Annotated in this window: 20 protein-coding genes; 5 read left to right on the top strand and 15 right to left on the bottom strand. The window is 72.8% G+C overall.

The annotated features are described in order from the left end of the window. Nucleotides 1-19: 19 nt before the first annotated feature. Complete coding sequence (locus BV453_RS08105; protein WP_249521333.1) at nucleotides 20-1,573, top strand: phospholipid carrier-dependent glycosyltransferase; 1,554 nt, start codon at nucleotides 20-22, stop codon at nucleotides 1,571-1,573. A 33-nt stretch (nucleotides 1,574-1,606) separates the two neighbouring features. On the opposite strand, the gene BV453_RS08100 is transcribed toward BV453_RS08105, so the two are convergent. The 7 genes from BV453_RS08100 to BV453_RS08070 all read right to left on the bottom strand — a co-directional run bounded on the left by BV453_RS08100 (nucleotide 1,607) and on the right by BV453_RS08070 (nucleotide 9,436). Beyond that, nucleotides 1,607-2,086 (bottom strand): Lrp/AsnC family transcriptional regulator, encoded by a 480-nt coding sequence (locus BV453_RS08100; RefSeq protein ID WP_025105602.1) that lies wholly within the window; start codon nucleotides 2,084-2,086, stop codon nucleotides 1,607-1,609. Nucleotide 2,087: 1 nt separating this feature from the next. After that, nucleotides 2,088-3,479 (bottom strand): amino acid permease, encoded by a 1,392-nt coding sequence (locus tag BV453_RS08095; protein ID WP_102209043.1) that lies wholly within the window; start codon nucleotides 3,477-3,479, stop codon nucleotides 2,088-2,090. Continuing rightward, nucleotides 3,476-4,579, bottom strand: coding sequence for a histidinol-phosphate transaminase (hisC, locus tag BV453_RS08090; protein WP_249521332.1), 1,104 nt, complete (start codon nucleotides 4,577-4,579; stop codon nucleotides 3,476-3,478). The genes BV453_RS08095 and hisC overlap by 4 nt, the downstream gene beginning before the upstream one ends. A 165-nt stretch (nucleotides 4,580-4,744) precedes the next feature. Then, the gene (locus BV453_RS08085) at nucleotides 4,745-6,547 is read right to left on the bottom strand and encodes a thioredoxin domain-containing protein (protein WP_249521331.1); all 1,803 of its coding nucleotides are present in this window, start codon (nucleotides 6,545-6,547) and stop codon (nucleotides 4,745-4,747) included. Nucleotides 6,548-6,587: 40 nt separating this feature from the next. Then, nucleotides 6,588-7,157: an FMN reductase gene (msuE, locus tag BV453_RS08080; RefSeq protein WP_249521330.1), complete on the bottom strand. Its 570-nt coding sequence runs from the start codon at nucleotides 7,155-7,157 to the stop codon at nucleotides 6,588-6,590. Between the two features lie 163 nt (nucleotides 7,158-7,320). Next, nucleotides 7,321-8,157, bottom strand: coding sequence for an aldo/keto reductase (locus BV453_RS08075; protein ID WP_249521329.1), 837 nt, complete (start codon nucleotides 8,155-8,157; stop codon nucleotides 7,321-7,323). Nucleotides 8,158-8,212: 55 nt separating this feature from the next. Continuing rightward, a complete protein-coding gene (locus BV453_RS08070; protein WP_238695687.1) occupies nucleotides 8,213-9,436 on the bottom strand; it encodes a heparan-alpha-glucosaminide N-acetyltransferase domain-containing protein in 1,224 nt (407 codons plus the stop codon). Between the two features lie 66 nt (nucleotides 9,437-9,502). Here BV453_RS08070 and hrpA point away from each other — a divergent pair, with 66 nt between their 5' ends. Next, nucleotides 9,503-13,531, top strand: coding sequence for an ATP-dependent RNA helicase HrpA (hrpA, locus tag BV453_RS08065; protein ID WP_249521328.1), 4,029 nt, complete (start codon nucleotides 9,503-9,505; stop codon nucleotides 13,529-13,531). A gap of 23 nt (nucleotides 13,532-13,554) precedes the next feature. After that, a complete protein-coding gene (locus tag BV453_RS08060) occupies nucleotides 13,555-14,499 on the top strand; it encodes an NADP-dependent oxidoreductase (RefSeq protein ID WP_249521327.1) in 945 nt (314 codons plus the stop codon). 4 nt (nucleotides 14,500-14,503) lie between these two features. Here the strand turns inward: BV453_RS08060 and BV453_RS08055 are convergent, their stop codons facing one another. The 8 genes from BV453_RS08055 to BV453_RS08020 all read right to left on the bottom strand — a co-directional run bounded on the left by BV453_RS08055 (nucleotide 14,504) and on the right by BV453_RS08020 (nucleotide 23,486). Then, complete coding sequence (locus BV453_RS08055) at nucleotides 14,504-15,112, bottom strand: alkylhydroperoxidase domain protein (RefSeq protein ID WP_249521326.1); 609 nt, start codon at nucleotides 15,110-15,112, stop codon at nucleotides 14,504-14,506. Next, on the bottom strand, nucleotides 15,109-15,756 hold the full coding sequence (locus tag BV453_RS08050; RefSeq protein WP_249521325.1) for a CMD domain protein: 648 nt from the start codon (nucleotides 15,754-15,756) through the stop codon (nucleotides 15,109-15,111). The genes BV453_RS08055 and BV453_RS08050 overlap by 4 nt, the downstream gene beginning before the upstream one ends. Further along, nucleotides 15,753-16,820, bottom strand: coding sequence for a putative FMN-dependent luciferase-like monooxygenase (locus tag BV453_RS08045; RefSeq protein ID WP_025105592.1), 1,068 nt, complete (start codon nucleotides 16,818-16,820; stop codon nucleotides 15,753-15,755). The genes BV453_RS08050 and BV453_RS08045 overlap by 4 nt, the downstream gene beginning before the upstream one ends. Then, the gene (locus BV453_RS08040) at nucleotides 16,817-18,445 is read right to left on the bottom strand and encodes an ABC transporter ATP-binding protein (protein WP_025105591.1); all 1,629 of its coding nucleotides are present in this window, start codon (nucleotides 18,443-18,445) and stop codon (nucleotides 16,817-16,819) included. Before BV453_RS08040 ends, BV453_RS08045 begins: the two co-directional genes overlap by 4 nt. Continuing rightward, entirely contained in the window at nucleotides 18,442-19,335 is an 894-nt protein-coding gene (locus BV453_RS08035) for an ABC transporter permease (protein WP_249521324.1), read from the bottom strand. The genes BV453_RS08040 and BV453_RS08035 overlap by 4 nt, the downstream gene beginning before the upstream one ends. Continuing rightward, entirely contained in the window at nucleotides 19,332-20,309 is a 978-nt protein-coding gene (locus tag BV453_RS08030) for an ABC transporter permease (protein ID WP_085606138.1), read from the bottom strand. Before BV453_RS08030 ends, BV453_RS08035 begins: the two co-directional genes overlap by 4 nt. Before the next feature lie 16 nt (nucleotides 20,310-20,325). Then, nucleotides 20,326-21,960: a TIGR04028 family ABC transporter substrate-binding protein gene (locus BV453_RS08025; protein WP_085606140.1), complete on the bottom strand. Its 1,635-nt coding sequence runs from the start codon at nucleotides 21,958-21,960 to the stop codon at nucleotides 20,326-20,328. Between the two features lie 131 nt (nucleotides 21,961-22,091). Continuing rightward, nucleotides 22,092-23,486, bottom strand: a complete 1,395-nt coding sequence (locus BV453_RS08020) for an NtaA/DmoA family FMN-dependent monooxygenase (RefSeq protein ID WP_249521323.1) — start codon at nucleotides 23,484-23,486, stop codon at nucleotides 22,092-22,094. 103 nt (nucleotides 23,487-23,589) lie between these two features. Here BV453_RS08020 and BV453_RS08015 point away from each other — a divergent pair, with 103 nt between their 5' ends. Beyond that, on the top strand, nucleotides 23,590-24,585 hold the full coding sequence (locus BV453_RS08015) for a Gfo/Idh/MocA family protein (protein ID WP_085606144.1): 996 nt from the start codon (nucleotides 23,590-23,592) through the stop codon (nucleotides 24,583-24,585). Next, on the top strand, nucleotides 24,578-25,558 hold the full coding sequence (locus tag BV453_RS08010; protein WP_085606146.1) for an NYN domain-containing protein: 981 nt from the start codon (nucleotides 24,578-24,580) through the stop codon (nucleotides 25,556-25,558). Before BV453_RS08015 ends, BV453_RS08010 begins: the two co-directional genes overlap by 8 nt. The last annotated feature ends 19 nt before the right edge of the window (nucleotides 25,559-25,577 follow it).

Raw genomic sequence — 25,577 nt, 5'->3', positions numbered from 1 at the left:
GTGTGTCTAGGCTGGACCGGTGACCGCGCCCGAGCCCCTCCTGCCCCTCCCCGAGGAACGGCTCACGCGCTACGAGCGACTCCGCGACCGCGTGCTGCAGGCTCCGGACTGGGGCCGGGCGATCGGCTGGCTGGCCCCGCTGCTGGTCACGGCCCTCGCGGCGGTGCTGCGCCTGGCGAACGTCGGCCATCCGCACCAGCTCGCCTTCGACGAGACCTACTACGTCAAGGACGCCTGGTCGCTGTGGAGCCTCGGGTACGAGGGGGTGTGGGGCGAGAACGCGAACGACGCCTTCATCACCCTGCAGGAGCTCCCGCTGACGAACAAGGGCGCCTTCATCGTGCACCCCCCGCTCGGGAAGTGGCTCATCGCGCTGGGCATGGCCATCGGCGGCCCGGACAACAGCGCCGGCTGGCGTCTGGCGACCGCCGTCCTCGGTGCGGGATCGGTGCTGCTGGTCTTCCTCATCGCGCGACGCCTGACCGGCTCCGTCGTGGCGGCGACGGTGGCGGGGACGCTCCTCGCGATCGACGGCCTCAGCATCGTGATGAGCCGCATCGCGCTCCTCGACGGCATCCTCACCTTCTTCGTGCTGCTGGGCGTGCTGTTCGTGCTCATCGACCGCCAGCGCACGATCCCCCTGCTCGAACGCCGGGACCCCGACGACGAGCACCCGCTGTGGGGACCGATCCTCTGGCGCCGTCCCTGGCTCGTCGCCGCGGGGCTCGCACTCGGCGCCGCCTCGGCGGTGAAGTGGTCGGGGCTGTACGTGCTCGCGGGCTTCGGACTCTTCGTCGTCATCACCGACGCCCTCGCCCGGCGCCGCGGCGGGGTCGTCGTGTGGCCGGCGTCCGCGGTCTTCCGGCAGGGGCCGGTGTCGTTCGTCCTCCTCGTCGTGCCCGCCCTCGCGGTCTACCTCGCGAGCTGGACCGGATGGCTGGTGACGGCGAACGGCTACGACCGCGGCAGCGACCCGAACCCGCTCATCGCCCTATGGAACTACCACGAGGCCATGCTCGGGTTCCACGTGGGCCTCACCCGCGGGCACCCGTACGCGAGCCCGGCGTGGGAGTGGCCCTTCCTGCTCCGCCCCACCGCGGTGTGGGTCGACAGCGACCCCACCGGCTGCGGCGTCGACCACTGCATCGGCGTGATCTCGGCGATCCCCAACCCGCTCATCTGGTACGGCGGCGTCGCGGCCAGCGTGTACCTGCTCTACCGCCTCATCCGCGGGTGGATCACGCGGCAGCCGGTCGGCCCGGCGCTCAGCCTCCCGCTCGTGGGGCTCGCGGTGACCTATCTGCCCTGGCTGATGTTCCCCGACCGGACGATCTTCCAGTTCTACACGGTCGTGATGATGCCGTTCCTCGTGCTCGCACTCACCGCCACACTGCGGATCATCGCCGGGCGCCGGGAGGACCCGCTCCCGCGCCGCCAGTCGGGACAGCGGACCGTCCTGATCTTCCTCGGCGTCGTCGTCCTCGTCTCGGCGTTCTTCCTGCCGCTGTGGACGGGGATGAGCGTGCCGTACGACTTCTGGCGCCTGCACAACTGGCTGCCCGGCTGGGTCTGACCGCCGGGCTGGCCGGCCACAGCGGAGCCCGGGTCAGGAGACCTCGTCGGCCACGTGCTCCACGAGCGGGAGCACGCGACCCGAGAGATGCGTGCGCATGGCGATGGAGGACGCGGTCCGCGCGACCCCCGGCACGAGGGCGACCCGGTCCAGCACCTCCTGGAGGCGGGTCGCATCGCGGGCGACGAGCCGAAGCTGCATGTCGCTCGCGCCGGTCACCGTGTGCATGTCGACGATCTCCGGCACCGCGTCCGCGAGGGCGGTCGCGACGTCATCATGCCCCACCTTCTGATCGATCTCGACGAGACAGAACGCCACGACGCCGTACCCGAAGCCGGCGGGGTCGATGCGCGGCACGATCGCCTCGATCACGCCACCCTCGTGCAGGCGCGCGAGGCGGCTCGTGGCCGTCCCCCGCGCGATGCCCAGCCGGCGCGCGCACTCCAGGAGGGGCAGCTGCGGCGACTCCGTCAGCAGCCGGATCAGCGCGGCGTCCAGGCGATCGATCCGCACGTCACTCCTTGACGATGCCGGGGCGGGAGACACCCCGCGTCAGGCGGGCGACGACGAGCAGCACCGCGGTGAGCCCGAGCGTGAGCAGCAGCTGGATGCGCGCAGCCGGGTCGATCATCGCGAGCGCGATCACGGCGGCGAGCAGCACGAGGCACAGCCACGACACCCAGGGGAAGCCCCAGAGCCGCATGGGCATCGCCTCGCCGGCACGGTCGGCCCGCCGGCGCAGCACGATCTGGGAGATCGCCGTCGCCGTCCAGATCACCAGCAGGGTCGACCCCACGACGTTCAGCAGCGCCGGGAGCACCACGTCCGGGAAGGCCCAGTTGAGTCCCACGGTCACGAAGCCGAAGGCCACCGAGGCGAGGACGGCGACGAACGGCACGCCCTTGAGGCTCGTCCGGGTGACGGACAGCGGCGCCAGCCCGCGTTCCCCCAGCGAGTACGCCATCCGGGAGGCGCCGTAGATGTTGGCGTTCATGGCCGAGAGCAGCGCGATCACCACGATGAGGTCCATCACGAGGCCGACGCCCGGCACGTTCAGGGTGTCCAGGACCGCCGAGAACGGACCGGCCTGCACGGCGGGGTCGTCCCACGGGAGCACCGCGACGATGACGAAGATCGAGCCGACGTAGAAGACCAGGATGCGCACCAGCACCTCGCGCACGATCCGGCGGATGTTGCGGGAGGGGTCGTCCGACTCGGCGGCCGCGATCGCGACGACCTCGGTGCCGCCGAACGCGAAGACGACGATGAGGAGCGCCGCGGCGATGCCCGTGATGCCGTGCGGGGCGAAGCCGCCCTCATCCACCAGGTTCGAGATGCCGGTCGCCGGCACACCGGGGATGAGTCCGACGATGGCGCACACGCCGACGACGAGGAAGGCGATGATCGCGGCGACCTTGATCGCCGCGAACCAGAACTCGAAACGGCCGTAGTTGCGCACGCCGAAGAGGTTCACCGCGGTGAGCGCCACGACGAACACGAGCACCCACACCCACGCGGGGATCCCGGGTACCCAGTTCGCCACGATCCCGGCCGCGCCGGTCGCCTCGGCGGCGATCACGACGACGAGCTGGATCCAGTACAGCCAGCCCACCGCGCTGCCGGCGCTGCGCCCCATGGCCTTCTGGGCGTAGGAGCTGAAGGCGCCGGAGCTGGGGCGGGCCGCCACCATCTCGGCGAGCATCGCCATCACGAGCACGACGATGCCGCCCGCGACGAGGTAGGAGATGAGCACGGCGGGTCCGGCGATGCTGATCGCCTGCCCGGAGCCGACGAACAGCCCCGCGCCGATCGCGCCGCCGAGCCCCATCATGGAGATCTGGCGGCGGGTGAGGCCCGGGTGCAGGCCCTTCGTGGTCGTCGTGGTGACGGGGACCTCGGTGGTCACGCGCCCACCTCCATCAGGTCGGAATCGTGGTCGGACTCGTGCGCGGCGTCGCCGGAGACCGCGAGGGCGGCTTCCACCCTGGCGATGTCGGCGGCGGAGCCGGACGAGATGCGGATGCCCTCGCCGGGGAAGGCGCGGGCGACCACGCCGCCGGCATGCAGGAGGGCGTCGAGTTCGGCGGTGCGCTCCCCCGCGGGGACCCAGACGAAGTTGGCCTGCGAGCGGACGGCGGGCCAGCCGGCGGCGGTGAGCACGGTGTACAGCCGATCGCGCTGCGCCACGACCTCGTCGATGCGGACGGCGAGCTCGTCCTCCGCGGCGAGCGAGGCGAGGGCCGCGGCCTGGGCGAGGTCGGTGACCCCGAACGGCACGGCCACCTTGCGCTGCGCCTCGGCGATCGCGGTGGGGGCGATCGCGTAGCCGATGCGGAGCCCGGCCAGGCCGTACGCCTTGGAGAACGTGTGCAACACCGCGACGTGCGGGTGACGGCGGAACAGCTCGATCCCGGCGCCGCGGCTGTCCGTGCGGTCGAAGTGCACGTAAGCCTCGTCGATGACGACGAGGACGTCGTGCGGCACCGCGGCGACGAAGCGCTCCAGAGCCTCGGCGTCGACGACCGTGCCGGTCGGGTTGTTGGGGTTGCACACGAACACGAGACGTGTGCGCGGGGTGATCGCGGCGCGCATCGCGTCGAGATCGTGTCCGTGATCGGCATCCAGCGGCACGGCGACGGGCGTCGCGCCCGCGATCCGGACGAGCGAGGGGTAGGCCTCGAAGGACCGCCATGCGAAGACGACCTCGTCCCCCTCGCCGGCGACCGCGTGGATGAGCTGGGCGGCGATCTCCACCGAGCCCGCGCCGACGGTCACCTGCGCCGGGTCAACGGCGTACCGGGCGGCGAGCGCCTCCCGGACCGCGGAGGCGCTCATGTCCGGGTAGCGGTGGATGCCGGCCACCCGGTCCTGCACGGCGCGCACGACGGAGGGCAGCGGCGGATGCGGGGACTCGTTCGAGGAGAGCTTGGAGGCACCGGCCGGGGCGGAGCGCCCCTGTCGGTAGGCGGGCACGGCGTCGAGACCGGCGCGGGCGGAGAGAGTCATCGTCAGAGCATCCTTGCTGTGATCCGAGAGGGGTCGCGTCACCCTAGAACGGATCGCGGGCGCTGGGCAAACCGTGCACTCGAAGCTGCGCATCGCGCGCACTCGACGGGCAGACGGACGCCGCGCGGTAGGCAGAATGCACAGCGCTGCGCCGGGGAGGGGCGCTCACCGTGCGCGCGAGACCGCGGCCGGATCGCTCACCGGCAGGCGGCACACGAAGGCGCGGCAGTCGTAGGCGCGCTCGGCGGTCGCCTCCTTGCCCTCGAACAGCTCGAACCCCGCGGCGCCGAACGCCGCGGCCTGCGCCGGCGTGACGACGGCGACGACATCGGCATCGGCTCCGCGGGCCGCGGCGGCGAGCGCCCCACCCGGATCCTCCGTCACCACGACGAGCTGCCGCGGCGCGGTGGCGAGTCCGGCGGCGACCCGGAGCAGACTGCCGTGGGCGAAGGGCTGGGCGAGCGCCCGGGAGGCGAGGGCCTCCACCCGCTCCGCCGCTGCCGCGCGATAACGGTCCCCCGCTCCCAGCCGCCAGGCGGTGAGCGCGGCCTGCGCGACCGCCGCCGTGTCGGAGGGGAGGTCGCCGTCGGTGTGGTCGGGCGAGGCGGCGATGCCCTGCGCGCGGAGCATCGGGTCGTCCCCCGCGGCGCCGTCCAGCGCTCCGTCGAGGAGGCTCAGGGCCGTGGCGGCCGGAGCGACGTCGCCCGTGGCCGCCGCGAGGGCGAACAGGCCCTCGGCGAGCAGCGCGAGGTCGGCGGCCGTGGCGACCGCGGCGGAAGCGCGGCCGTCCAGCGATGCCCGCACGAGCGCGCCGTCGGCCCCGCTGTTGGTGTCGAGCACGGCAGCGGCGGCCTCCGCAGCGGCGGCGATCCACGCGTCGTCGCCGAGCGCCGCCCCCGCCCGGGCGAGTGCCGCGATCGCGAGCCCGTTCCATCCCGTGATGACCTTGCCGTCCACGGCGGGCGGCTCCAGCGCCGCGCGCTCCGCGACGGGACGGAGGTAGTAGCCCCCCTCGCTGCGGGCCCCGTCGATCCACGATTCGGAATCCTGCGCAGCGCCGAAGCCGCCGCCCTCCTGCCGCAGCGTGCCGAGCAGGAAGCGGGCGATCCCGCGGGCGGTCTCCTCGTCGCCGGCGTCGAGCGCGACCTCGAGCAGCTGGGCGTTGTCGGTCAGCATGCGCTCGTAGTGCGGCACCGTCCAGTCACGCCGGGTCGCGTAGCGGAAGAACCCGCCGTCGGCGTCACGCAGATCTGAGGCCGCCATCGCCGCGAGGGCGCGCTCGGCCGCAGCCGCCGCCTCCGGTGCGGCCGCGCGGATGAGGGGCTCCTGGAGGAACCGCAGAGTCGTGGCCACCGGGAACTTCGGAGCTCCGCCGAAGCCGCCGAACTCCGCGTCCTCCCTGGCGACGAGACCGCGGGCGGCCTCCGCGAGGGCCGTGGCGTCCGGGAGGCTCGATGCCGTGGTCTCCGCCGCCTCGGCGAGCGCCGCGGTCACCGCGTCGGCGGACTCCTCGGCCTGCGCCCGTCGCGTCGTCCACGCCTCGCGCACCGCGGCCAGCACATCGCGGAACGCGGGCATCGGCGGTCGCGCCTCCGGCGGCCAGTACGTCCCCGCGTAGAAGGCGCGTCCGGCAGGCGTGGTGAACACCGTGAGCGGCCAGCCGAGGTTCTGCGTGAACGCCGACGCGGCGGCCATGTACGCCCCGTCGACGTGCGGATGCTCCTCGCGGTCGACCTTCACCGCGACGAACCCCTCGTTGATGCGGGCGGCGGTCTCCGGGTCGGCGAACGACTCGCGCGCCATCACATGGCACCAGTGGCAGGTGGAGTAGCCGATCGAGATCAGCATCGGCACGTCCCGGCGGCGCGCCTCGGCGAAGGCCTCCTCTCCCCAGGGGTACCAGTCGACGGGGTTGTCGGCGTGGGCCCGCAGATAGGGGCTGAGGGTGTCGGCGAGACGGTTCGTCATGCTCCCACGCTACGCCGGGCTCACCGGCTCCGGACCAGGATCAGCCGACGAGCAGCTCCACGGGACGGGACAGGGTGTAGCCGACGAGCGGGAGGGCCCGCTCGGCCGCGAGCGCGATCCGCGCACGCAGCACGTCCGTCGCCACCTCGTAGCCGTCGAAGTCGGTCGTGCTCGCGTACACGCCAAGCGGGAGGGTGAGCGCCTGGAAGAACGCGAACAGCGGGCGCAGCTGGTGCTCGATCATGAGCGCGTGTCGCTCGCCGCCACCGGTCGCCGCGAGGAGCACCGGCGTGCCGACGAGGGCGTACTGGTCCACGAAGTCGAACAGGTGCTTGAACAGCCCCGTGAACGAGGCGCGGTACACCGGGCTGCCCACGATGAGCAGGTCGGCGGTCTCGATCGCCTGCAGCTGTGCCTCCACCTCCGGCGGGAGCTGGTCACGGGTGAGAGCACCCGCGAGCGAGGGCCCGACCTGCGTGAGCTCGATCAGCTGCGCCTCGACCGGGGCGCGCTCGGCGACCGCGGCGGTGATCGCACGGAGGAGGGCGGTGGTCTTGCTCGGCTCGTGGAGGGAGCCCGAGACGGCGACGACGCGGAGCGGAGCTGTCATGGGCTCGACGGTACCCACGCGGACGCCCCGTGTCGCGCGAAGCGACACGGGGCGTCATGGAACGGAGACGAGCCGCGGGCCGCGGGCTCGGGAGCAAGGCTCCGGTCAGTGCTGGCCCGGTGACGGCGTCAGTGCCGAGCCCGCGGCCGGTATGAGGGCGGGATCAGTTGACCTCGTCCGGGTGCGAGCCCACGCGGCCGGAGCCGTCGAGCGGGTCGAGCGCGTCGATCGCGGCGATCTCGGCGTCGGTCAGCTCGAAGCCGAACACGTCGAGGTTCTCGCGCAGGCGCTCCGGACGCACCGACTTCGGGAAGACGATGATGCCCTTCTGCAGGTGCCAGCGCAGGACGGCCTGTGCGGGGGTCACGCCGTGGGCGGCGGCCGCCTCCGCGATCGCCGGGGTGCCGAAGAGGTCGTACTTGCCCTGGCCGAGCGGACCCCAGGCCTCGATGCGGACGCCGTTGGCCTCGGCCCAGGCGACCTCCTCGCGGCGCTGGTACGCCGGGTGCAGCTCGATCTGGTTCACCGCCGGGACGACGCCGGTCTCCTTCACCGTGCGCTCCAGGTGCGGCACGAGGAAGTTCGAGACGCCGATGCTGCGGGTCAGGCCCGCGTTGCGCAGCTCGATGAGCTTCGCGAACGCGTGGACGTAGTCGTCCTTCGCCGGGGTGGGCCAGTGCACGAGGTAGAGGTCGACCTGCTCCAGGCCGAGCTTCTCGAGGCTCTCGCCGATGGCGGCGCGGGGCTCGTCGTCGTGGTGGCGGTCGTTCCACAGCTTCGTGGTGACGAAGAGCTCCTCACGGGGGATGCCGGAGGACGCGATGGCCGCGCCGACGCCCTCCTCGTTGCCGTAGATCGCGGCGGTGTCGATGTGGCGGTACCCGATCTCGAGAGCCTCGCTCACCGCCTTCTCGGTCTCTGCCGGCGGCACCTTGAAGACGCCGTAGCCCAGCTGGGGGATGGAGTTGCCGTCGTTCAGTTCGAGTGCAGGAATGGTCATCCCCCCAGCCTAAGACCTGTGATGACAGGTGCGCCCGTGCGGATGACGAAAAGCGTCAGCGGCGAGGGACGGCGGCCATCGCGGCGGCGCCCTTTCCGACGAGGCGTTCCAGGGGACCACGTCCGACGAACATCGCCCACAGCGTCGTGACCAGCAGGAGCCCTACGGCGGTGAGCGCCCAGAAGGCGTTGTCCGCGATGAAGCCTCCGGGGCCGGCGACGAGGACGACGGAGACGACGTGCACGCTGTATGCCGTGAGCGGCATGGACCCCAGCGCGCCGAGGGGCAGCAGCGGCCAGCGCAGCGGACGGCTCAGGAGCAGGCACAGGGCGATCACCGCGAGGGCGAACCCACCGGAGCCCAGGATCTCGGCGGTGCCGCCGCTGTGCGGGTCGACGGCGAAGACCGCGCGGACCATGGAGCCGAGCGGATCCGTCGCGGCGAGCGCCTCGGGGTAGCTCTCCCAGCCGGACGGCGGCATCACATCGTCGGGGATGAAAGACGACGACAGGCTCTCGCCGGGAAGGATCTCGATGCTCTCGCTCCCGGAGGACGCGCTCGTCGAGGAGACGATCGATTCCGTCCCGCCCAGCCCCGCGCCCGCTCCGAGGGCACCCAGACCGTAGCCGATCGCGGCGAGGACCACGCCGACGACGAGGGCGACGACGGCCGTGCGCAGCTCCTGCACCCGGAGCCGGCCCAGAGCCATGCCGCCCAGCACGAGAGCCAGCCACACGGTGATCGGATAGGTGCCGTAGAGCACGAACCCGATGCCCGCACCGAACGGCTGCAGCGCCACCGCGCTGAGCAGAGCGAGCAGCGCCGGACCGGCGAGGGCGAGGACGGCGGCGCCGAGGAGCAGCTGCCGGGGCCGCCACCGCAGCACGGGGATGACCGCGACGTAGAGCAGGCCGTAGAGGGTGAGGATCACGGCGATCGGCGTGTTGAGGAGCTCCAGGGCGAGGCCGATCACGAAGATCACCGCGCCGCGGCCCACGAGGTTGAGGCGGATGCCCGGGAGGCGCTCCCGCTCCGGCAGCACGTCGCGCCCGGTCATGAGGGCGATGGAGACGCCGGCGAGCAGCGCGAAGAGGATCGACGAGCGGCCGTGCACGAGGTCGGTCCACGTGGTCGGGTCGCCCCACTCGAACGCCTCCGTCACGCCGACGTGGGCACCGGCCATGCCGAGGATCGCCAGACCCCGCGCGACGTCGAGACCGAGGATGCGCGGCGGCCGCCCGAAATCACGGAACCAGCGCACGGGGCGAAGAGCAGTCATCACCCGATGATCGTATGCGGCGATCGCGGCGACCCCGGTGTGCATCCCGGCATACGATGGAGGGCTATGTCCTCCCCCGTGATCTCCTACCCTCCGGAGCTGCCCGTCAGCGCGGCCAGGGACGAGATCGCCGACGCCGTCCGCGACCACCAGGTCGTCATCGTCGCCGGCGCGACCGGATCGGGGAAGACCACGCAGCTCCCCAAGATCGCGCTGGAGCTGGGCCGCGAGCGCATCGCCCACACCCAGCCCCGACGGCTGGCCGCCCGCACGATCGCGGAGCGCGTGGCCGAGGAGCTGCGGGTCGAGCTCGGCACGCTCGTCGGCTACAAGGTGCGCTTCACCGACAAGGTCTCCGACGAGACCCGGATCGCGCTGATGACCGACGGGATCCTCCTCAACGAGATCCACCGCGACCGGCTGTTGACGCGCTACGACACGATCATCATCGACGAGGCGCACGAGCGCTCCCTCAACGTCGACTTCCTGCTGGGCTACCTCGCCCGCATCCTCCCGGAGCGCCCGGACCTGAAGGTGATCATCACCTCCGCCACCATCGACCCGGAGAGCTTCGCGCGGCACTTCGCCGCCGCCGACGGCACCCCCGCGCCGGTCATCGAGGTGTCGGGGCGCACGTATCCCGTCGAGATCCGCTATCGCCCGCTCGTCGACGAGGACGCGGAGCAGGACGCCGCCGGCGAGCCGGAGGACGAGGTGAGCGCGATCGTCGCGGCGCTCCGCGAGCTCGACCGGGAGGCGCCCGGCGATGTGCTCGTGTTCCTGCCGGGCGAGGCGGAGATCCGGGACGCGGCCGACGCCGTGCGCGCGGCCTACGCCAAGGACCGTTCGCCCACCGAGGTCCTCCCCCTGTTCGGCCGGCTCTCCGCCGCGGAGCAGCACCGGGTGTTCGAGCGCAGCACCGTGGCCGGCGTCCGTCGCCGGGTCGTGCTCGCGACGAACGTGGCCGAGACGAGCCTCACGGTGCCCGGCATCAAGTACGTCATCGACACCGGCACCGCGCGCATCTCCCGGTACAGCAACCGCTCGAAGGTGCAGCGGCTGCCCATCGAGGCCATCTCTCAGGCCTCGGCGAATCAGCGCTCCGGGCGCGCCGGCCGTACGAGTGACGGCATCGCCATCCGCCTGTACTCCGAGGAGGACTACGCGCGGCGTCCCGAGTTCACCGAACCCGAGATCCTGCGCACCTCCCTCGCCTCCGTCATCCTGCAGATGCTCGCGCTGGGCTTCGGCGACATCACCGCGTTCCCCTTCCTCACCCCGCCCGACTCCCGGGGCGTGAAGGCGGCGTTCGACCTGCTCACCGAGCTCGGCGCCCTCCGGCCGGCGCAGGGGCCGGACGACGGTCCCCGACTCACCCGCATCGGGCGCGACATCGCCCGGATGCCGATGGACCCGCGGTTCGCGCGCATGCTCATCGAGGCGGGCCCTTCGACAGGCTCAGGGACCCAGCGGGGGTCAGGCCCTTCGACAGGCTCAGGGACCCAGCGGGGCTCAGGCCCTTCGACAGGCTCGGGCCCTTCGACAGGCTCAGGGACCCCGTCGGTGCTGCGGGACGTGCTCGCGATCGTGGCGGGGCTGTCCATCCAGGACGTGCGCGAGCGACCGGAGGACCGCCGCGAGGAGGCGGACCGGCTGCACGCGCGCTTCGTGGATCCGACGAGCGACTTCCTCACCCTCCTGAACCTCTGGAACCACCTGCGCGAACAGCAGCGCGAGCTCGGCTCCAGCGCGTTCCGCCGGCTGTGCCGCAGCGAGCATCTCAACTACGTGCGGGTCCGCGAGTGGTTCGACGTGCACCGCCAGCTCCGGACGCTCGTCAAGAGCCCCGACCGCGGGACGGAGCCGAGCGGCGCGGCCGATCCGGATGCCATCCACCGCGCGCTGCTCTCCGGCCTGCTGTCGCAGATCGGCGTCCTCGACGAGCGCACCGCCCCCGCGGGGAAAGCCCACTCTCCCGCCAAGGACGCCCGCCGCCGGATCACGGAGTACCGGGGCGCGCGGGGCATCCGGTTCTCGATCTTCCCGGGGTCGGGGCTGCGCAAGAAGAGCCCCAGGGCGGTCATGGCCGCCGAGATCGTGGAGACCTCCCGCACCTTCGCCCGCACCGTCGCCGCGATCGACCCCGCCTGGGCCGAGCCCCTCGCCGGCGACCTCGCGAAGCGCCAGGTCACCGAGCCGCACTGGTCCAAGGACGCCGGAGCCGCCGTGGCGTTCGAGAAGGTCACGCTGTTCGGGGTCGAGATCATCCCGCGCCGGCGCGTGCAGTTCGCCCGCATCGACCGGGCCGCCTCGCGCGAGCTCTTCGTCCGCCATGCGCTCGTCGAGGGCGAATGGGACCCGTCCCGCATCGACAAGCGGGTCAGTGCGTTCTGGCGCAGCAACGCCGAGCTCCGCCGTCGTCTGGAGAAGCTCGAGGAGCGCGAGCGGCGTCGCGACATCCTGGCCGGCGACGAGGCCGTCTTCCGCTTCTACGACGAGCGCATCCCCGCTGACGTGTTCGACGTGCGCTCGTTCGAGAAGTGGTGGCGCGAGGCGCTGACCGCGACGCCGAAGCTGCTCGTGATGCGCGAGAGCGACCTCATCGACGACGAGGACCGCGCCGACCAGCGCGAGTTCCCGATCCGGTGGACGCAGGGCGACCAGGTGCTCGGCCTCGCGTACCGGTTCGAGCCGGGCGCACCGGACGACGGCGTGAGCGTCGTGCTGCCTCTGCCGCTGCTCGCCCAGATCGAGGACCGCGGCTTCGACTGGCAGGTGCCCGGGCTGCGCGCCGAGCTCGTCACCGGACTGCTGCGTGCGCTGCCCAAGGCCATCCGGCGCCACGTCGTCCCCGCCGCCGACTGGGCGGAGAAGTTCGGGGCGGCGCTGGCCGACGAGGGTCCGGAGGTGCACGGCGGTCTCCCCCCGCGCACCCTCAAGGAGGCGCTCGCGCGGCTCGTGCAGCCGCTCGCGAACCAGGTGGTCACGGCCGCCGACTTCGACGACGAACGGGTGCCGGCCCATCTGCGCATGAACTTCCGCGCCGTGGACGAGCGGGGACGCGTGGTCGGTTCGGGGCGCGATCTCCGGGCGCTGCAGGCTCAGCTCGCCGACCGCGCGCGCAGCAGCGTCGCTCGCTCCATCGCGCGCCCCGGGCGTGCGGAGGCACCGGGACCGCGCGGGGCGGAGCGCGTGGCCGCCGCTTCGGTCGAGCAGACCGGGCTGACGGCGTGGACGTTCGGCGACCTCCCGGCGGTCATCGACACCAAGGTCGCGGGCGGAGTCGTCCGGGGGTATCCGGCGATCGTCGATGCCGGCACGAGCGTGTCGGTGCGGGTCGAGGCGACTCCCGACGCCGCGGCCGCCGCCACGCGCGACGGCGTGCTCCGTCTCGTCCTGCTCGCGGTGCCGTCGCCGTCGTCGTACGTGCAGCAGCACCTCACCAGCCAGGAGAAGCTCGCACTCGCCGCCTCGCCGTACCCGTCGGCGGCCGCGCTCATCGAGGACTGCCGGGCCGCCGTCGCCCGTCGAGTGATCGACGCGTCGACCGGAGGCGCCGACGGCCGCGACCGCGGCGTCGTGCGCACCGAGGCCGAGTTCGCCCGCGTGCGCGACGCCGTCTCGGCCGTGCTCGTCGACGAGCTCTTCGCCTGCGTCTCCCTCGTCGCCCGCATCCTCACGAAGGCGCGGGAGGTGGAGCGCGGCATCAAGGCGCAGAACGCGCTGGCGCTGCTCGGCCCGCTGAACGACATCCGCACCCAGCTCTCCGGACTGCTGCATCCCGGCTTCGTCGCGGCGGCGGGGGTCGACCGGCTCGCCCACTTCCCCCGGTACCTCGACGGCATGATCGACCGGCTGAAGACCCTCGCGAACGAGCCGGGTAAGGACCGCGGGCGGATGACGGAGTTCGAGCGGATGGCGGTGCTGTTCGCGGACGCCGGCGGCACGATCCCCCTCGCGCCCGACGCTCCGCCCGCGATCGTCGAGGTGCGCTGGCTGCTGGAGGAGTATCGGGTCAGCGTCTTCGCCCAGCGTCTCGGCACCGCGCAGCCGGTGTCGCCGCAGCGGATCACCAAGGCGCTCGCGGGGAAGTGACCCCCGCCGGGTAGCCTGAGGGCATGGCCCGCGCGATCGTCTACACCGAGTTCGGATCCCCCGCTGTCCTCCACCTGATGGAGGTACCTGACCCCGTGCCCGTCCGCGGCGAGGCGCTGGTGCGCATCGAGGCGGCCGGTGCCAACCCCATCGACGCCAAGCTCCGCGGCGGCAAGCGCCCCTCCGCGCCGATCACCGAGCCGCGTCCGGTCGGGTTCGACGGCGCGGGAGTGATCGAGGTGCTGGGCGAGGGCGTCGACGGGTTCGAGGTCGGCGACCGCGTCGCGATCCGCGACACGCTCGGGACCTACGCCTCCGCCCTCGCGGTCGAGGCCGACAAGCTCGTGAAGCTCCCGGACGCCGTCACCGCGGCCGAGGGGGCGGCGATCGGCATCCCGGCCGGCACCGCCTATCAGTCCCTCCGCTCGCTCGCCGTGACGGCCGACGACGTGCTCCTCGTGCACGCGGGCTCGGGTGCGGTCGGCCAGGCCGCCGTGCAGTTCGCGGTCGCCTGGGGCGCGACCGTGATCGCCACCGCGAGCCCCACCCGGCACGACCAACTCCGCGAGCTCGGCGCGATCCCCGTGGCCTACGGCGACGGCCTGCTCGACCGCGTCCGCGCCGCAGCCCCCTCCCCCGTGACCGTCGTCCTGGACTGCGCAGGCACCGACGAGGCGATCGAGACCTCCCTCGCCCTGGTCGCCGACCGCGACCGCATCGCGACCATCGTCCGTGGCCCCGACGCCGCCGACTTCGGCATCCGGGCGTTCTCCGGCGGCTCCCCCGAGCCGCTCACGCCGCAGGAGCTGGAGTGGCGCGCAGAAGCGCTGCAGAAGACCGTGGACCTCCTGGCCGCGGGCGACTTCACCATCGAGCTCGGCCCGGAGCTGCCCCTCGCCGAGGCGGCGCGGGCCCATGAGCTCATGGAGACCGGCGCCGCCACGGGGAAGATCATCCTCGTCCCCTGAGAGATCAGGCGGGAGCGACAGGGCGGCCGAGCGAGAGCATCAGCCGGTTCGCCCAGTTGAAGAAGGCCGCGCCGTGCACGACGTCCGCGATCTCGAGGTCGTCCAGTCCGGCCGCACGGAGGCGCGCGATGTGCGCGGCTCCGAACGCGCGGGGCGTGTCGGTCAGCGCGACCGCGGCGGCGACGATCGCGTTCCAGCGCTCCCCGAGGTCCGCGTCCACGCCCTCGGCGAGGAGCGCGTCGACGTCGTCCGGCCGCTTGCCGTGATGCGCCGCGAACCGGGAGTGCACCGACGCGCAGAAGACGCAGCCGTTGCGGCGGGAGGCGGCGGTGGCCGCGAGCTCCCGCTCCGCGCGCGGGAGCCCCTCCGCGGTGTTGTAGAAGATGTCCTTGTCGACGAGGGTGCGTGCGCGGAGCACCTCGGGGTCGCGCGCGAGCAGCCGGAAGTACTCGTTCTTCGCGCGGGCGGCGTCAACGAGGCCATCGAGGTGTCGCGGGGTGAGATCCTCCTCCGCCAGCGGCGCGAGGTGCGGCGTCCAGCCGACCTCGGCGCGGGTGAAGGCGTCGGGGTAGGGGGCGTCGTCGTGCCGGAGCACGGTGTCGGCGGCGGTCATGCGGCCTCCTCGTCGGTGTCGGTGTCGGCGGCGGTGTCGGTGGCTGTGGCGGTGGCGGTGAGCCCGGCGTCCTGGAGCACCCGCAGGCCGGTGACGACCCGCTGCTGGAAGGCGAGGAACGACACGAGCTGCGACAGCGTGACGATGCCGTCCGTCGACCAGCCGGCGTCGTGCAGGCGGCCGAGGTCGGCGCCGGATGCCTCGCGCGGGCGGAACACCAGCAGGTGCGTGTGCGCGAGAGCCGCCGCGAGGCGCTCCCCCAGGGCAGCCGACGCCGCCTCGTCCGGCACGTACCGCGCGCCGTCGGTGCTCTCGGCCTCCAGCCCGCGTTCGGTGTAGGCGCCGAACGGTCCGGTGGTCGCGGCGGCCTCGGCCTCTCGGGCGACGATCGCGGCGCGCTCCGGGTCGATCTCGCGGGCCTTTCCGGCGTAGAACTCCGCCGTGGGGTCGTCGGCACCGGCGAGAGCGGTCGCGAACGCCGCGATGAGCGCGCGCTCGGCGAGCGAGACGTGCTCCGCGGAGACCGGGTGGAACAGCGCGTCGAAGCTCGCCTGGAGCTGCTCCCTGGTCACGGGGCGGCGACGACGCAGCGCCTCCAGCTCCGGCGTCACCCCCGTCAGCTGGTCGACGATGTCGGCGGTCATGCGTTCTCCTTCACGGTGGGGGTGTTCTCGGCAGTGCGGGTGCTCTCGGGATCCGGCGGGGTCAACGCGTAGCCGAGGGCCGGTGCGACCTCGGTCGCGAACAGCTCGATCGAGCGCAGGACGTGGGCGTGCGGCGCGTCGACCGAGTGCACCTGGAATGCCACCTCGGTCGCGCGGTGCAGCGTGGTGTCGGCGGCGAGCGAGGCGGCGACCTCCTCGGGCGTGCCGAGATGCGTGTCGAGAGCGGCGATGAGGTCGTCGAGGTCGTTTCCGGGGATGGTCTGGCCCTGCCGACGGAAGCCCTCGGCCGCCCGCCGCAACCCGACCTCGGCGAACCGGAGCGCCTCGGCGCGGTCGTCCGCCACGAACACGGTGCGGGAAGCGGTGATGCGCGGGGTCGCCTCGGCGGGCAGCGCGTCGAGGTACGCGTCGATGATGGGGTCCTGCAGCGCGGACAGCGGCGCGTGCAGCCGGTCGTGGGGGCGGGGCTGCGTGCGGGACAGCAGCAGTCCGTGACCGTGGACGCCCGCCCGATGACCGCCGGGGGCCGAGAACGTCGCCTGCCAGATGCGCGCGGCCAGCGACCCCGCGTCCGGATACAGCGTGTTCCCCGCACCGATGTCCCGGCCGGCGAGAGCGTCGAGCAGGAGACTGAGCTTGCGGTCGTAGGTGGGCACCTTGTCGCGCACGTCCTCCCCGAAGGGCGCGAAGGATGACGGGGTACCGCCGCTGCCGAGCCCGAGGTCGATCCGCCCGTCGGCGAGCAGGTTGGCCACCACGGCGTCCTCGGCCACGCGGACCGGGTCTTCGAGGGGCAGGGTGATGATCCCGGTGCCGAGGCGGATCCGCGAGGTGCGTGCCGCCGCGTGCGCGAGGAAGACGAGCGGCGAGGGCAGCCCGCCTTCCGCCGCCCGGAAGTGGTGCTGCGCCACCCACGCCCTCCCCACGCCGTGCTCCTCGGCGTGCCGGATCTGCGCCAGGGCGAGGCGGTAGCGGTCGGCCGGGGACGCGTCGTCGAGGAGCCGCGTGAAGAACGCGACGGTGGGACGAGGGGTGGTGCTCATGCGAGGATCTCCGTTCGTCCGGGGACCGCGGCCAGCAGCTCCCGGGTGTTCTCGTGCTGCGGGTCGTGGAACAGCTCTTCGGTCGGCCCGTCCTCCACCACGCGACCGCGGTGCATGACGGAGACGGTGTGGCTGATGCGGCGCACCACGGCGAGGTCGTGCGAGATGAAGAGGTAGGTGAGTCCGAGCTCGGCCTGGAGTGCGGAGAGCAGTTCGAGGATGCGCGCCTGCACCGTCACGTCGAGCGCCGACACCGCCTCGTCGAGCACGAGGATCTCCGGGTCGACGGCGAGCGCCCGCGCGATCGCGACCCGCTGGCGCTGCCCGCCGGACAGCTCGCTCGGGGTGCGGCGTGCCGCATCCGCCGGCAGCGCCACGCGTTCGAGCAGCGCGACCGCCCGATCCCGACGCTCGGAGCGGGTCCCGATGCGGAAGTTGTGCAGCGGCTCGGCCACGATGTCGGCGATCTGCTGCCGTGGGTCGAGGGAGGCGAAGGGGTTCTGGTACACGAGCTGGATCCGCCGGCGCAGCGCACGCAGTCGCGCCCCCTCGACGGCCGTCGCGTCCTCCCCTGCGAGCTCCACGGTCCCGGCGTCCGGACGGAGGAAGCGCGTGACCAGGCGCGCGGTCGTGGACTTGCCCGATCCGGACTCGCCGACCAGCGCATGGGTCGTCCCGCGCCGCACCCGGAAGGAGACGTCGTCGACCGCCCGGAAGCGTTCGCGTCCCGAGACCCGGAACTCCTTCACGAGGCCCGCGGCCACGATCTCCCACGGCTTCTCGGCGGCAACCGCCGCGGCATCCCGGAGGAACGGCGGCGCGTCCGGGCGTCGGAAGCCGGTCGTGAAGGCCGGCGCGTCGGCGAGCAGCTGCCGCGTGTACGGGTCTTCCGGATCGGCGAGCACCTGCGCACTCGGCCCCTGCTCCACGATCCGGCCGTCCTTCAGCACCGCGATCCGCGCCGCCCGGTCCGCGGCGACGCCGAGGTCGTGCGTCACGAGCAGGATGCTCGTGCCGTCCTCGCGCTGCAGCTCGTCCAGCAGGTCCAGCACGCGGCGCTGCACCGTGGCGTCGAGGGCACTGGTGGGCTCGTCCGCGATGAGCAGCCGAGGGCGGAGGGCGATCGCGGCCGCGATGAGGACGCGCTGCCGCATGCCGCCGGAGAGCTCGTGCGGATACTGTCGGGCGCGCAGATCGGGGTCGTCCAGCCCGACGCGGTCGAGCAGCTCGAGCACGCGGGCGTTGCGGGAACGACGGTCGCGATGACCGTGCAGGCGCAGCACCTCGGCGACCTGCACGCCGACGGGGCGCACCGGGTCGAGCGACGTCGTCGGATCCTGCGGCACCAGCCCGATCTCCGACCCGCGGATGCCGCGGAACGCCCGATCCGACCATCCGGAGATGTCGAGGTCGCCGAGCCGGACGCGACCGCCCTCGACCCGTCCGCCCTCCGGCAGCAGGCCGAGGAGGGCGTGCGCCGTGGTGGACTTGCCGGAACCCGACTCGCCGACCAAGGCGAGCGTCTCCCCCTCGGCGATGGCGAACGAGAGGCCGCGCACGACCTCGCGGGCGGCGTACGAGACCCGCAGGTCCGTCGCGGTGAGGACGGGTGTTGGCGCGGTCATCGGGTGCTCCTTCCGAGCCGGTGGCTGACGCGGTTGGCGCTGAGCACGACGGCGACCACCACGAGGCCGGGCAGCGCCGTGAGCCACCAGGCGGTCGCGATGTAGTTGCGTCCCTCGGCGATCAGCAGCCCCCACTCGGGGGTGGGCGGCGGGGCCCCGTAGCCGAGGAAGCCGAGGGTGGAGATGGCGAGGATGGCCGTGCCGAACTGCAAGGCGGCGAGCGCGACGATCGGGGTGAGGGCGTTCGGGAGCACATGCCGGCGCAGCACGGCGACGAAGGTGCCGCCGCTGCCGAAGGCCGCCTCGACGTACTCGGTGCGCCGCACCCGCGCCACCTCGGCGCGCATGAGCCGGGCGAAGGCTGCGACGCTGCCGAGTCCCACGGCGATCGCCGCGTTGACGGTGCCGAAGCCGAGCAGGATGATGACGGAGAGCGACAGCAGCAGCCCCGGGATGGCCAGCAGCACGTCGACGATCCGCATCAGCACGTCGTCCACGACGCCGCCGGTCGCGCCGGCGACGGCTCCGAGGAGCGTGCCGAGCGCGAGGCCGACCGTCACCGCGATCAGCGCACCCGACAGCGAGTGCACCGCGCCGTGGACGACCCGGCCGAACAGATCGCGGCCGAGCGCGTCGGTCCCGAACCAGTGCGCGGCGCTCGGGGGCAGGAGCTTGTCGGCGGGTACGCCGGTCAGCGGGTCGCCCGGCGCGAAGACTCCGGGGATCACCGCCCACAGCACCGCCACGGCGACGACCGCGAACGCCAGATACAGCCCCCAGGCGCGGAAGCGTCGTCGCGGACGGGAGGCCGAGACGGGAGCCGGGGCGGACGGCGCGGGCGGGGCACCGGGCGTCTCGACGGTGGTCTCCGCGATCACGGGAGCGGTCATGCGGGCACCTCCTGGGCGGGACGGACGGGGCGGGACCGGGCGGCGCGCGCCGATCGCCGCTGCCGCGGATCGATCAGGGGCGTGGCGAGGTCGACGGCGAAGCTGATCACCACGAACCCCAGGGCCGACAGCAGCACCACCCCCTGCAGCACCGGGATGTCCTGGTTCGCGACCGCCTGCTCCGTGAGGCGTCCGATGCCGGTGCGGCCGAAGACCGTCTCGGTCACCACCGCTCCTCCGACGAGCTCTCCGAACAGCACCCCCGCGATGGTGAGCGTCGGGACGGCGGCGTTGCGCGCGACCGAGCGCGTAAGCACCCACGCCGGCGGCGCGCCCTTCGCCCGCACCACCGTCACGAACGGCTGCGCCTGCACCCGGTCGATGGAGCGGACCAGCACCTGGGCGAGGGGCGCCGAGATCGGCACGGCGAGCGTGAGGACGGGGAGGATCAGGCCGCTGACGGGGTCGGCTCCCACGATCGGCACCCAGCCGAGCCCGAACGAGAACACCTGGATGAGGAGGATGCCGAGCCAGAACACCGGCACCGCGACGAACAGTCCCGGCACCTGCCGCAGGCCGTCCCGCAGCCACGCGAAGGGGGCGAGCGCGGAGAGCGCCGCGATCAGCACCGCGAGCACGACAGCGACCAGGAGTCCGAGCGCCGCGAGCAGCAGCGTGGCGGGCAGCGCCTCGGCCAGCATCGTCCGCACCGGGGTGCCGTACTGGGTCGAGTACCCGAAGTCACCCGCCAGGAAGCCGAGACCCGCGTGCAGGTACTGCTCCCCCCACGGCACGTCGGCGCCGTAGGTCGCGCGGATGTCGTCGAGCTGCTCCGGCGAGAGCCCCAGGCTCGGGTCGGAGAACTTGATGAGGATCGCGTCTCCCGGCAGCAGCTGCAGCAGGAAGAACGTGGCCGTGAAGGCCGCGATCAGCACGATCGCGGCCTGCCCGGCCCGTCGGAGGACGAAGGTCATGGGGTCACCGTGGTCCTCAGTGCTCCGCGAGCCACACGCCGGAGAACGTGGGGCGGCCGACCGACTCGAACGCGACGCCGTGCACGTACGTGGCCGCACCGTAGACCTGCGGCTCCTCGAAGAGCGGGATCACGTACGCCTGCTCCGCGATGTAGTCCTGCACGGCCTGCGAGGCGGCCACCCGCTTCTCGGCATCCGGCTCGGAGGCGACGGCCAGCAGCAGCTCGTCGAGCGTCGCGTCCTGAGAGATGAGCACGTCGCGGTTCTTCGTGAAGTACTGGCTCTTGATCACGTCGAGGTCCGCACGGCCGACCATCGAGTGGTAGAACCCCGTCTTCAGCGGATCACGGGTGTCCTCCGCGTAGCTGCCCGCATCGCCGGGCTTGACGGTGAGCTCCACGCCGACCGCCGCGAGCTGCTGCGCCACGAGCTCCAGGGTCTGCTTCGACAGGGGCTGCGGCTTGGCCTCGTAGACCGTGATCGACAGCCGCTCGCCGTCCTTCTCCCTGATGCCGTCGGCGCCGGGCTCCCAGCCCGCCTCGTCGAGCAGCGCCTCCGCCTTCTCCGGATCGTGGGCGTAGTGCGCGGATTCGTCCTTGTATCCCGCGGCCTGCGAGGACAGCACCGACGTGGCCACCGGGTAGTTCTCGGTGAACAGGGTGTCGACGACCTCCTGCGCGTCGACCGCGGCGATGATCGCCTGACGCACGCGGATGTCGGACAGCAGCGGGTTCTCCGGGCGGAGGGCGATCGAGTTGTTCACGCCGCGGGTCTGCGGGGCGTACAGCGTGAATCCGGCGCCCTCCACGCGGTCCTCGTCGAACGCCTGGACGTAGCGGACGTAGTCGGCCTGGCCCGCGAGCAGCGACCCGATGCGGACGGAGTCCTCGGGGGTGACCAGCACGTGCACGGCGTCGAGGTACGGACGGCCGTCGTTCTCGGCGCTGTCCGGGCCCCAGGCGTAGTCATCGCGGGCGGTGAGGGTGTACTCGGTACCGAGCTTCTCGTCCGTGACGGTGAAGGGGCCGGAGCCGATGATGTTCTCCGCGTTGCCCGCGCCGAAGTCCTCGATCGTGCCGTCCAGGGTCTCCGGGGACAGCAGTCCCGAGTTGATTGTCGACGTCGCCTGCAGGAATCCGGGCGACGGCGCGCTGAAGCGGAACGTCACGGTGTCCTCGTCGACCACCTCGCTGCCGGCGTAGTTGTTGATGGCCTCGGAGACGGTGAGCCCGCGCTCGGCGTCGCCCAGCCCGTAGGTGTCGAAGTTCTTCGCCACGGCGGCGGCGTCCACGGGCGTGCCGTCCGAGAACGTCACGTCCGGGTTGAGGTCGAAGGTGTACTCCGTGGCGTCGTCGTTCACGGTCCACTCCGCGGCGATCCAGGGCTCGATCTCGAGCGTCTCCGGGTTCTGCCAGGTGAGCCGGGCGGCGATGTTGTTGACGATGCCGCCGTTCGGGTAGAAGCCGGCCTGCGGCGGATACAGGTTCGTGTAGGCCTGGTGCTCGAGGTAGGTGAGCGTGCCGCCGGAGACGGGGTCCCCCGCCGCGGCCGGGGTGTTCCCCGGGGCGGGCGAGCTGGCGCAGGCGGCGAGGCTGCCGGCCAGGACGAGCGGGACCGCGACGGCGGCGGTGCGGATGAGGCGGCGGTTCATGCGGAGGACTCCTCGGGTTCGGAAGGCAGGATGTCGGGTGCGGGTGCAGTGCGGGTGGTGTTCACGGTAGGAAGCGGCGGGGTGCAGCGGCGAGGCCGCGGACTCCGGGTGTCGCGAGACGACACGCGTGGTCACGCGCCGACACGCGACGTCACACGGAGGCGGTCGCGCAGCGTCTCCGCGCGGACCCCCTGGCCGGTCTCCTCCGGGGTCCGGAGAAGACCGCGACGACGGAGCTCGGGGGCTGCGAGGCGGGTGAAGGCCTCGAACTGCCCGGGCTGGAACGCCGAGAGGACGTTGAAGCCGTCGGCGGCGCCCTCGTCGCGCCAGTGCGCGAAGTGGTCGGCGATCGTGCCGGCGTCGCCGACGACGAAGGCCGCAGGGACGGCGTGTGCGGCGACGAGATGCCGCCAGGTCGGGGCGTCCGGCGTCCCGACCCGGAGTCCGGCGATCCCCGCGAGCCGTTCGACGAGCGCGGCGCCCCGCTCCCCCAGGCGTGCGGCCTCGGCGACCGTCACCGGAGTGTCGAAGGCTGCGGCCCGCAGCGGGTCGTCGGCGGCCACCTCCAGCGCGTCGGCCAGAGCCTCCACAGTGCGGTTCGCCGGGAACCCGACGCGTTCCCGCTGCCCGCCCTCCGCGAGCGGGACGAGCTCCAGCAGCCGCCGGACGATCCGGTGGGCGGCGGCGTCGGACTCCGCGACGACGGGGAGCACCGGGGCGATGACCTTCAGCTCCTCCGCGGGACGGCCCGCCTCCGCCGCGATCTCCCGCAGCAGCCGCCGCGTGGCCACGGCGTCGGCGAGGGTGGGGGCGGCGATGAGGGCGAGGTCGGCGGCGGTCGCCGCGAGCGCCCGCGACCGCGGCGAGGTCCCGGCGTGCACGATCGGGATGCGCCCCTGCGGCGGGCGGGCGACGTTGAGCGGGCCGGCGACCCGCACGTGTGCGCCCTGGACGTCGGCGGCGCGCAGCCCCCGGGGGTCGATGAGCACGCCGCGCTCGGCATCCGCGATCCAGGCGTCCTCGTCCCAGGAGTCCCAGAGCCGGCGCAGGGCGACGACGAACTCCTCCGCCCGGTCGTAGCGCGTCTCGGTGTCGGCGTGGGCCTCGCGACCGTGGTTCCCTGCGGCGCGCGGCTCGGCGCCGGTGACGAGGTTGATCCCCGCCCGGCCGTCGGTGAGGACGTCGAGGGAGGCCAGGGCCCGCGCCGTGGCGTACGGGTCGGCATAGGTGGTGTTGACCGTCGCGATGAGTCCGATCCGGGAGGTCACCCCGGCGAGGAACAGCACCGCGCTCAGCGGATCGATGCGGGCCAGCAGGTAGGGATCGCGGAACTCCAGGTCGGGTCCGGTCGCGAGCCAGTCGCCGAAGAAGAGGTAGTCCAGGCCCGCGTCCTCCCCCTCCCGCGCGATGCGGCGGAGGATGTCAGCGTCGCCCGCGGGGTCGCGGTGGGCTCCGGGGTACCGCCACCCGGAGGGGTAGGCGCCGAGGGTGCGCACCATGGCGCCGATCACGAGGGGTTCCGTCATGCCGACACGGTAGGAGCGCGTCCGCCACCCGGGCCACGGGGAGGAAGCCGGAGGTCACCGGATGTCACAGACGGTCACATGCGCCACCCTCTACGCTGAGAGGATGACTGGACTTCGTTGGGGAATCCTCGCGACCGGCGGCATCGCCGGCGCCTTCGCATCCGATCTGCGCACGGCCGGCCTCGACCTCGTCGCGGTGGGCTCGCGCTCGCAGGAGTCGGCCGACGCCTTCGCCGCACGCTTCGACATCGCGCACGCGCATCCGTCGTACGAGGCGCTGGTCTCCGATCCCGACGTCGACATCATCTACGTCTCCACGCCGCATCCGATGCACCACGAGAACGCCCGGCTCGCCCTGGAACACGGCAAGCACGTGCTCGTGGAGAAGGCGTTCACCCTCAACCGTGCCCAGGCCGAAGACCTCCAGCGGCTCGCCGCCGAGCGCGGGCTGCTCGTGATGGAGGCGATGTGGACGCGCTACCTACCGCACATGGTCCGCATCCGCGAGCTCCTCGCCGACGGCGCCCTGGGTGAGATCCGCGCCGTGAGCGCCGACCACACGCAGCAGCTGCCCACCGACCCCGCCCACCGTCTGAATGCGCTCGAGCTCGGCGGCGGCGCACTGCTCGACCTCGGCATCTACCCGATCTCCTTCATCTGGGACATCCTCGGGGCACCGACCACCATCCGCGCCGTGGGGCGTCTGGTCGAGACCGGGGCCGATTCCGAGGTCGCCACCGTCATGATCCACGAGAGCGGGGCGGTCTCCACGAGCCTCTCCTCCTCGCGCGGTGCCGGCCCCAACGCCGCGAGCATCGTCGGCACCGAGGCCCGCATCGACATCGATCGGGTCTGGTACACCCCCACCTCCTTCCGCGTCGTGCGGCCGGACGGCACCGTGCAGGAGGAGTACGTCTCGGAGGTCGAGGGCCGCGGTATGCAGTACCAGGCGCTCGCGGCCGAGCGTCTGGTCCGCGACGGTCTCCTCGAGGGCGACATCCTCCCCATCGCGGAGAGCGTCGCCATCATGGGGGCCCTCGACGAGATCCGCGCGCAGATCGGCGTCCGGTACCCCGGTGAGGAGGACGACCGTGGCTGAGACGACCGACGCCCGCGTGGCGGTGTACCTGGACTTCGACAACATCGTCATCTCCTGGTACGACCGCGTCCACGGCCGCAACTCCTACGGCAAGGATCGCCAGCGCATCACGGAGCACCCGAACGACCCCGAGGTCGCCGAGCGGCTGAACCGGGCGATGATCGAGGTCGGCGCCATCATCGACTACGCGGCGTCCTTCGGCACGCTCGTGCTGACGAGGGCGTATGCGGACTGGTCGTCGCCGGTCAACGCCGAGTACCGCTCGCAGCTCGTGGCGCGCGCGGTGGATCTCGTGCAGCTCTTCCCGGCCGCGGCGTACGCGAAGAACGGCGCGGACATCCGGCTGGCGGTCGACGCGGTCGAGGACATGTTCCGCCTGCCGGACCTGACCCACGTCGTCATCGTGGCGGGCGACAGCGACTACGTCCCGCTCGCCCAGCGCTGCAAGCGCCTCGGCCGGTACGTGATCGGCGTGGGCGTCGCCGGGTCCACGGCGAAGTCCCTCGCTGCGGCCTGCGACGAGTTCGAGTCCTACGACTCGCTCCCCGGCGTGGCGCGTCCGACGAAGGCGGCACAGCCCGCCGTCGCCCCTGCGGTCGAGGTTCCGGCGGAGCCGTCCGCGCCGGTCACCGCGGACACGGGCGCCCCGAAGCCCAAGACGGCGTCGAAGTCGCGCGCGAAGGCCAAGACGAAGACCGCCGCCGAGGAGCCCAAGGTCGAGGAGAAGATCGACGACCAGGGCGAGGCCACACGGCTCCTGGAGCGCGCGCTGCGTCTCGGCCACGACAAGGCGGACGCCGACGAATGGCTGCACAGCTCCGCGGTCAAGACGCACATGCGCCGCATGGACCCGTCCTTCAGCGAGAAGGCCCTCGGCTACCGGTCGTTCTCCGACTTCCTCAAGTCGCGCGACGACATCGCCGAGCTCGAGGAGACCGGGCACGAGCGCCTGGTCCGCCTGCGGGAGCCCTGAGCACGGCCCGGGGACACCG

Source organism: Microbacterium sp. ER1 (genome assembly GCF_023383675.1).
GTDB lineage: Bacteria > Actinomycetota > Actinomycetes > Actinomycetales > Microbacteriaceae > Microbacterium.
The sequence above is the reverse complement of the archived record's forward strand: the minus strand, read 5'-3'. Positions and strand labels throughout refer to the sequence as shown.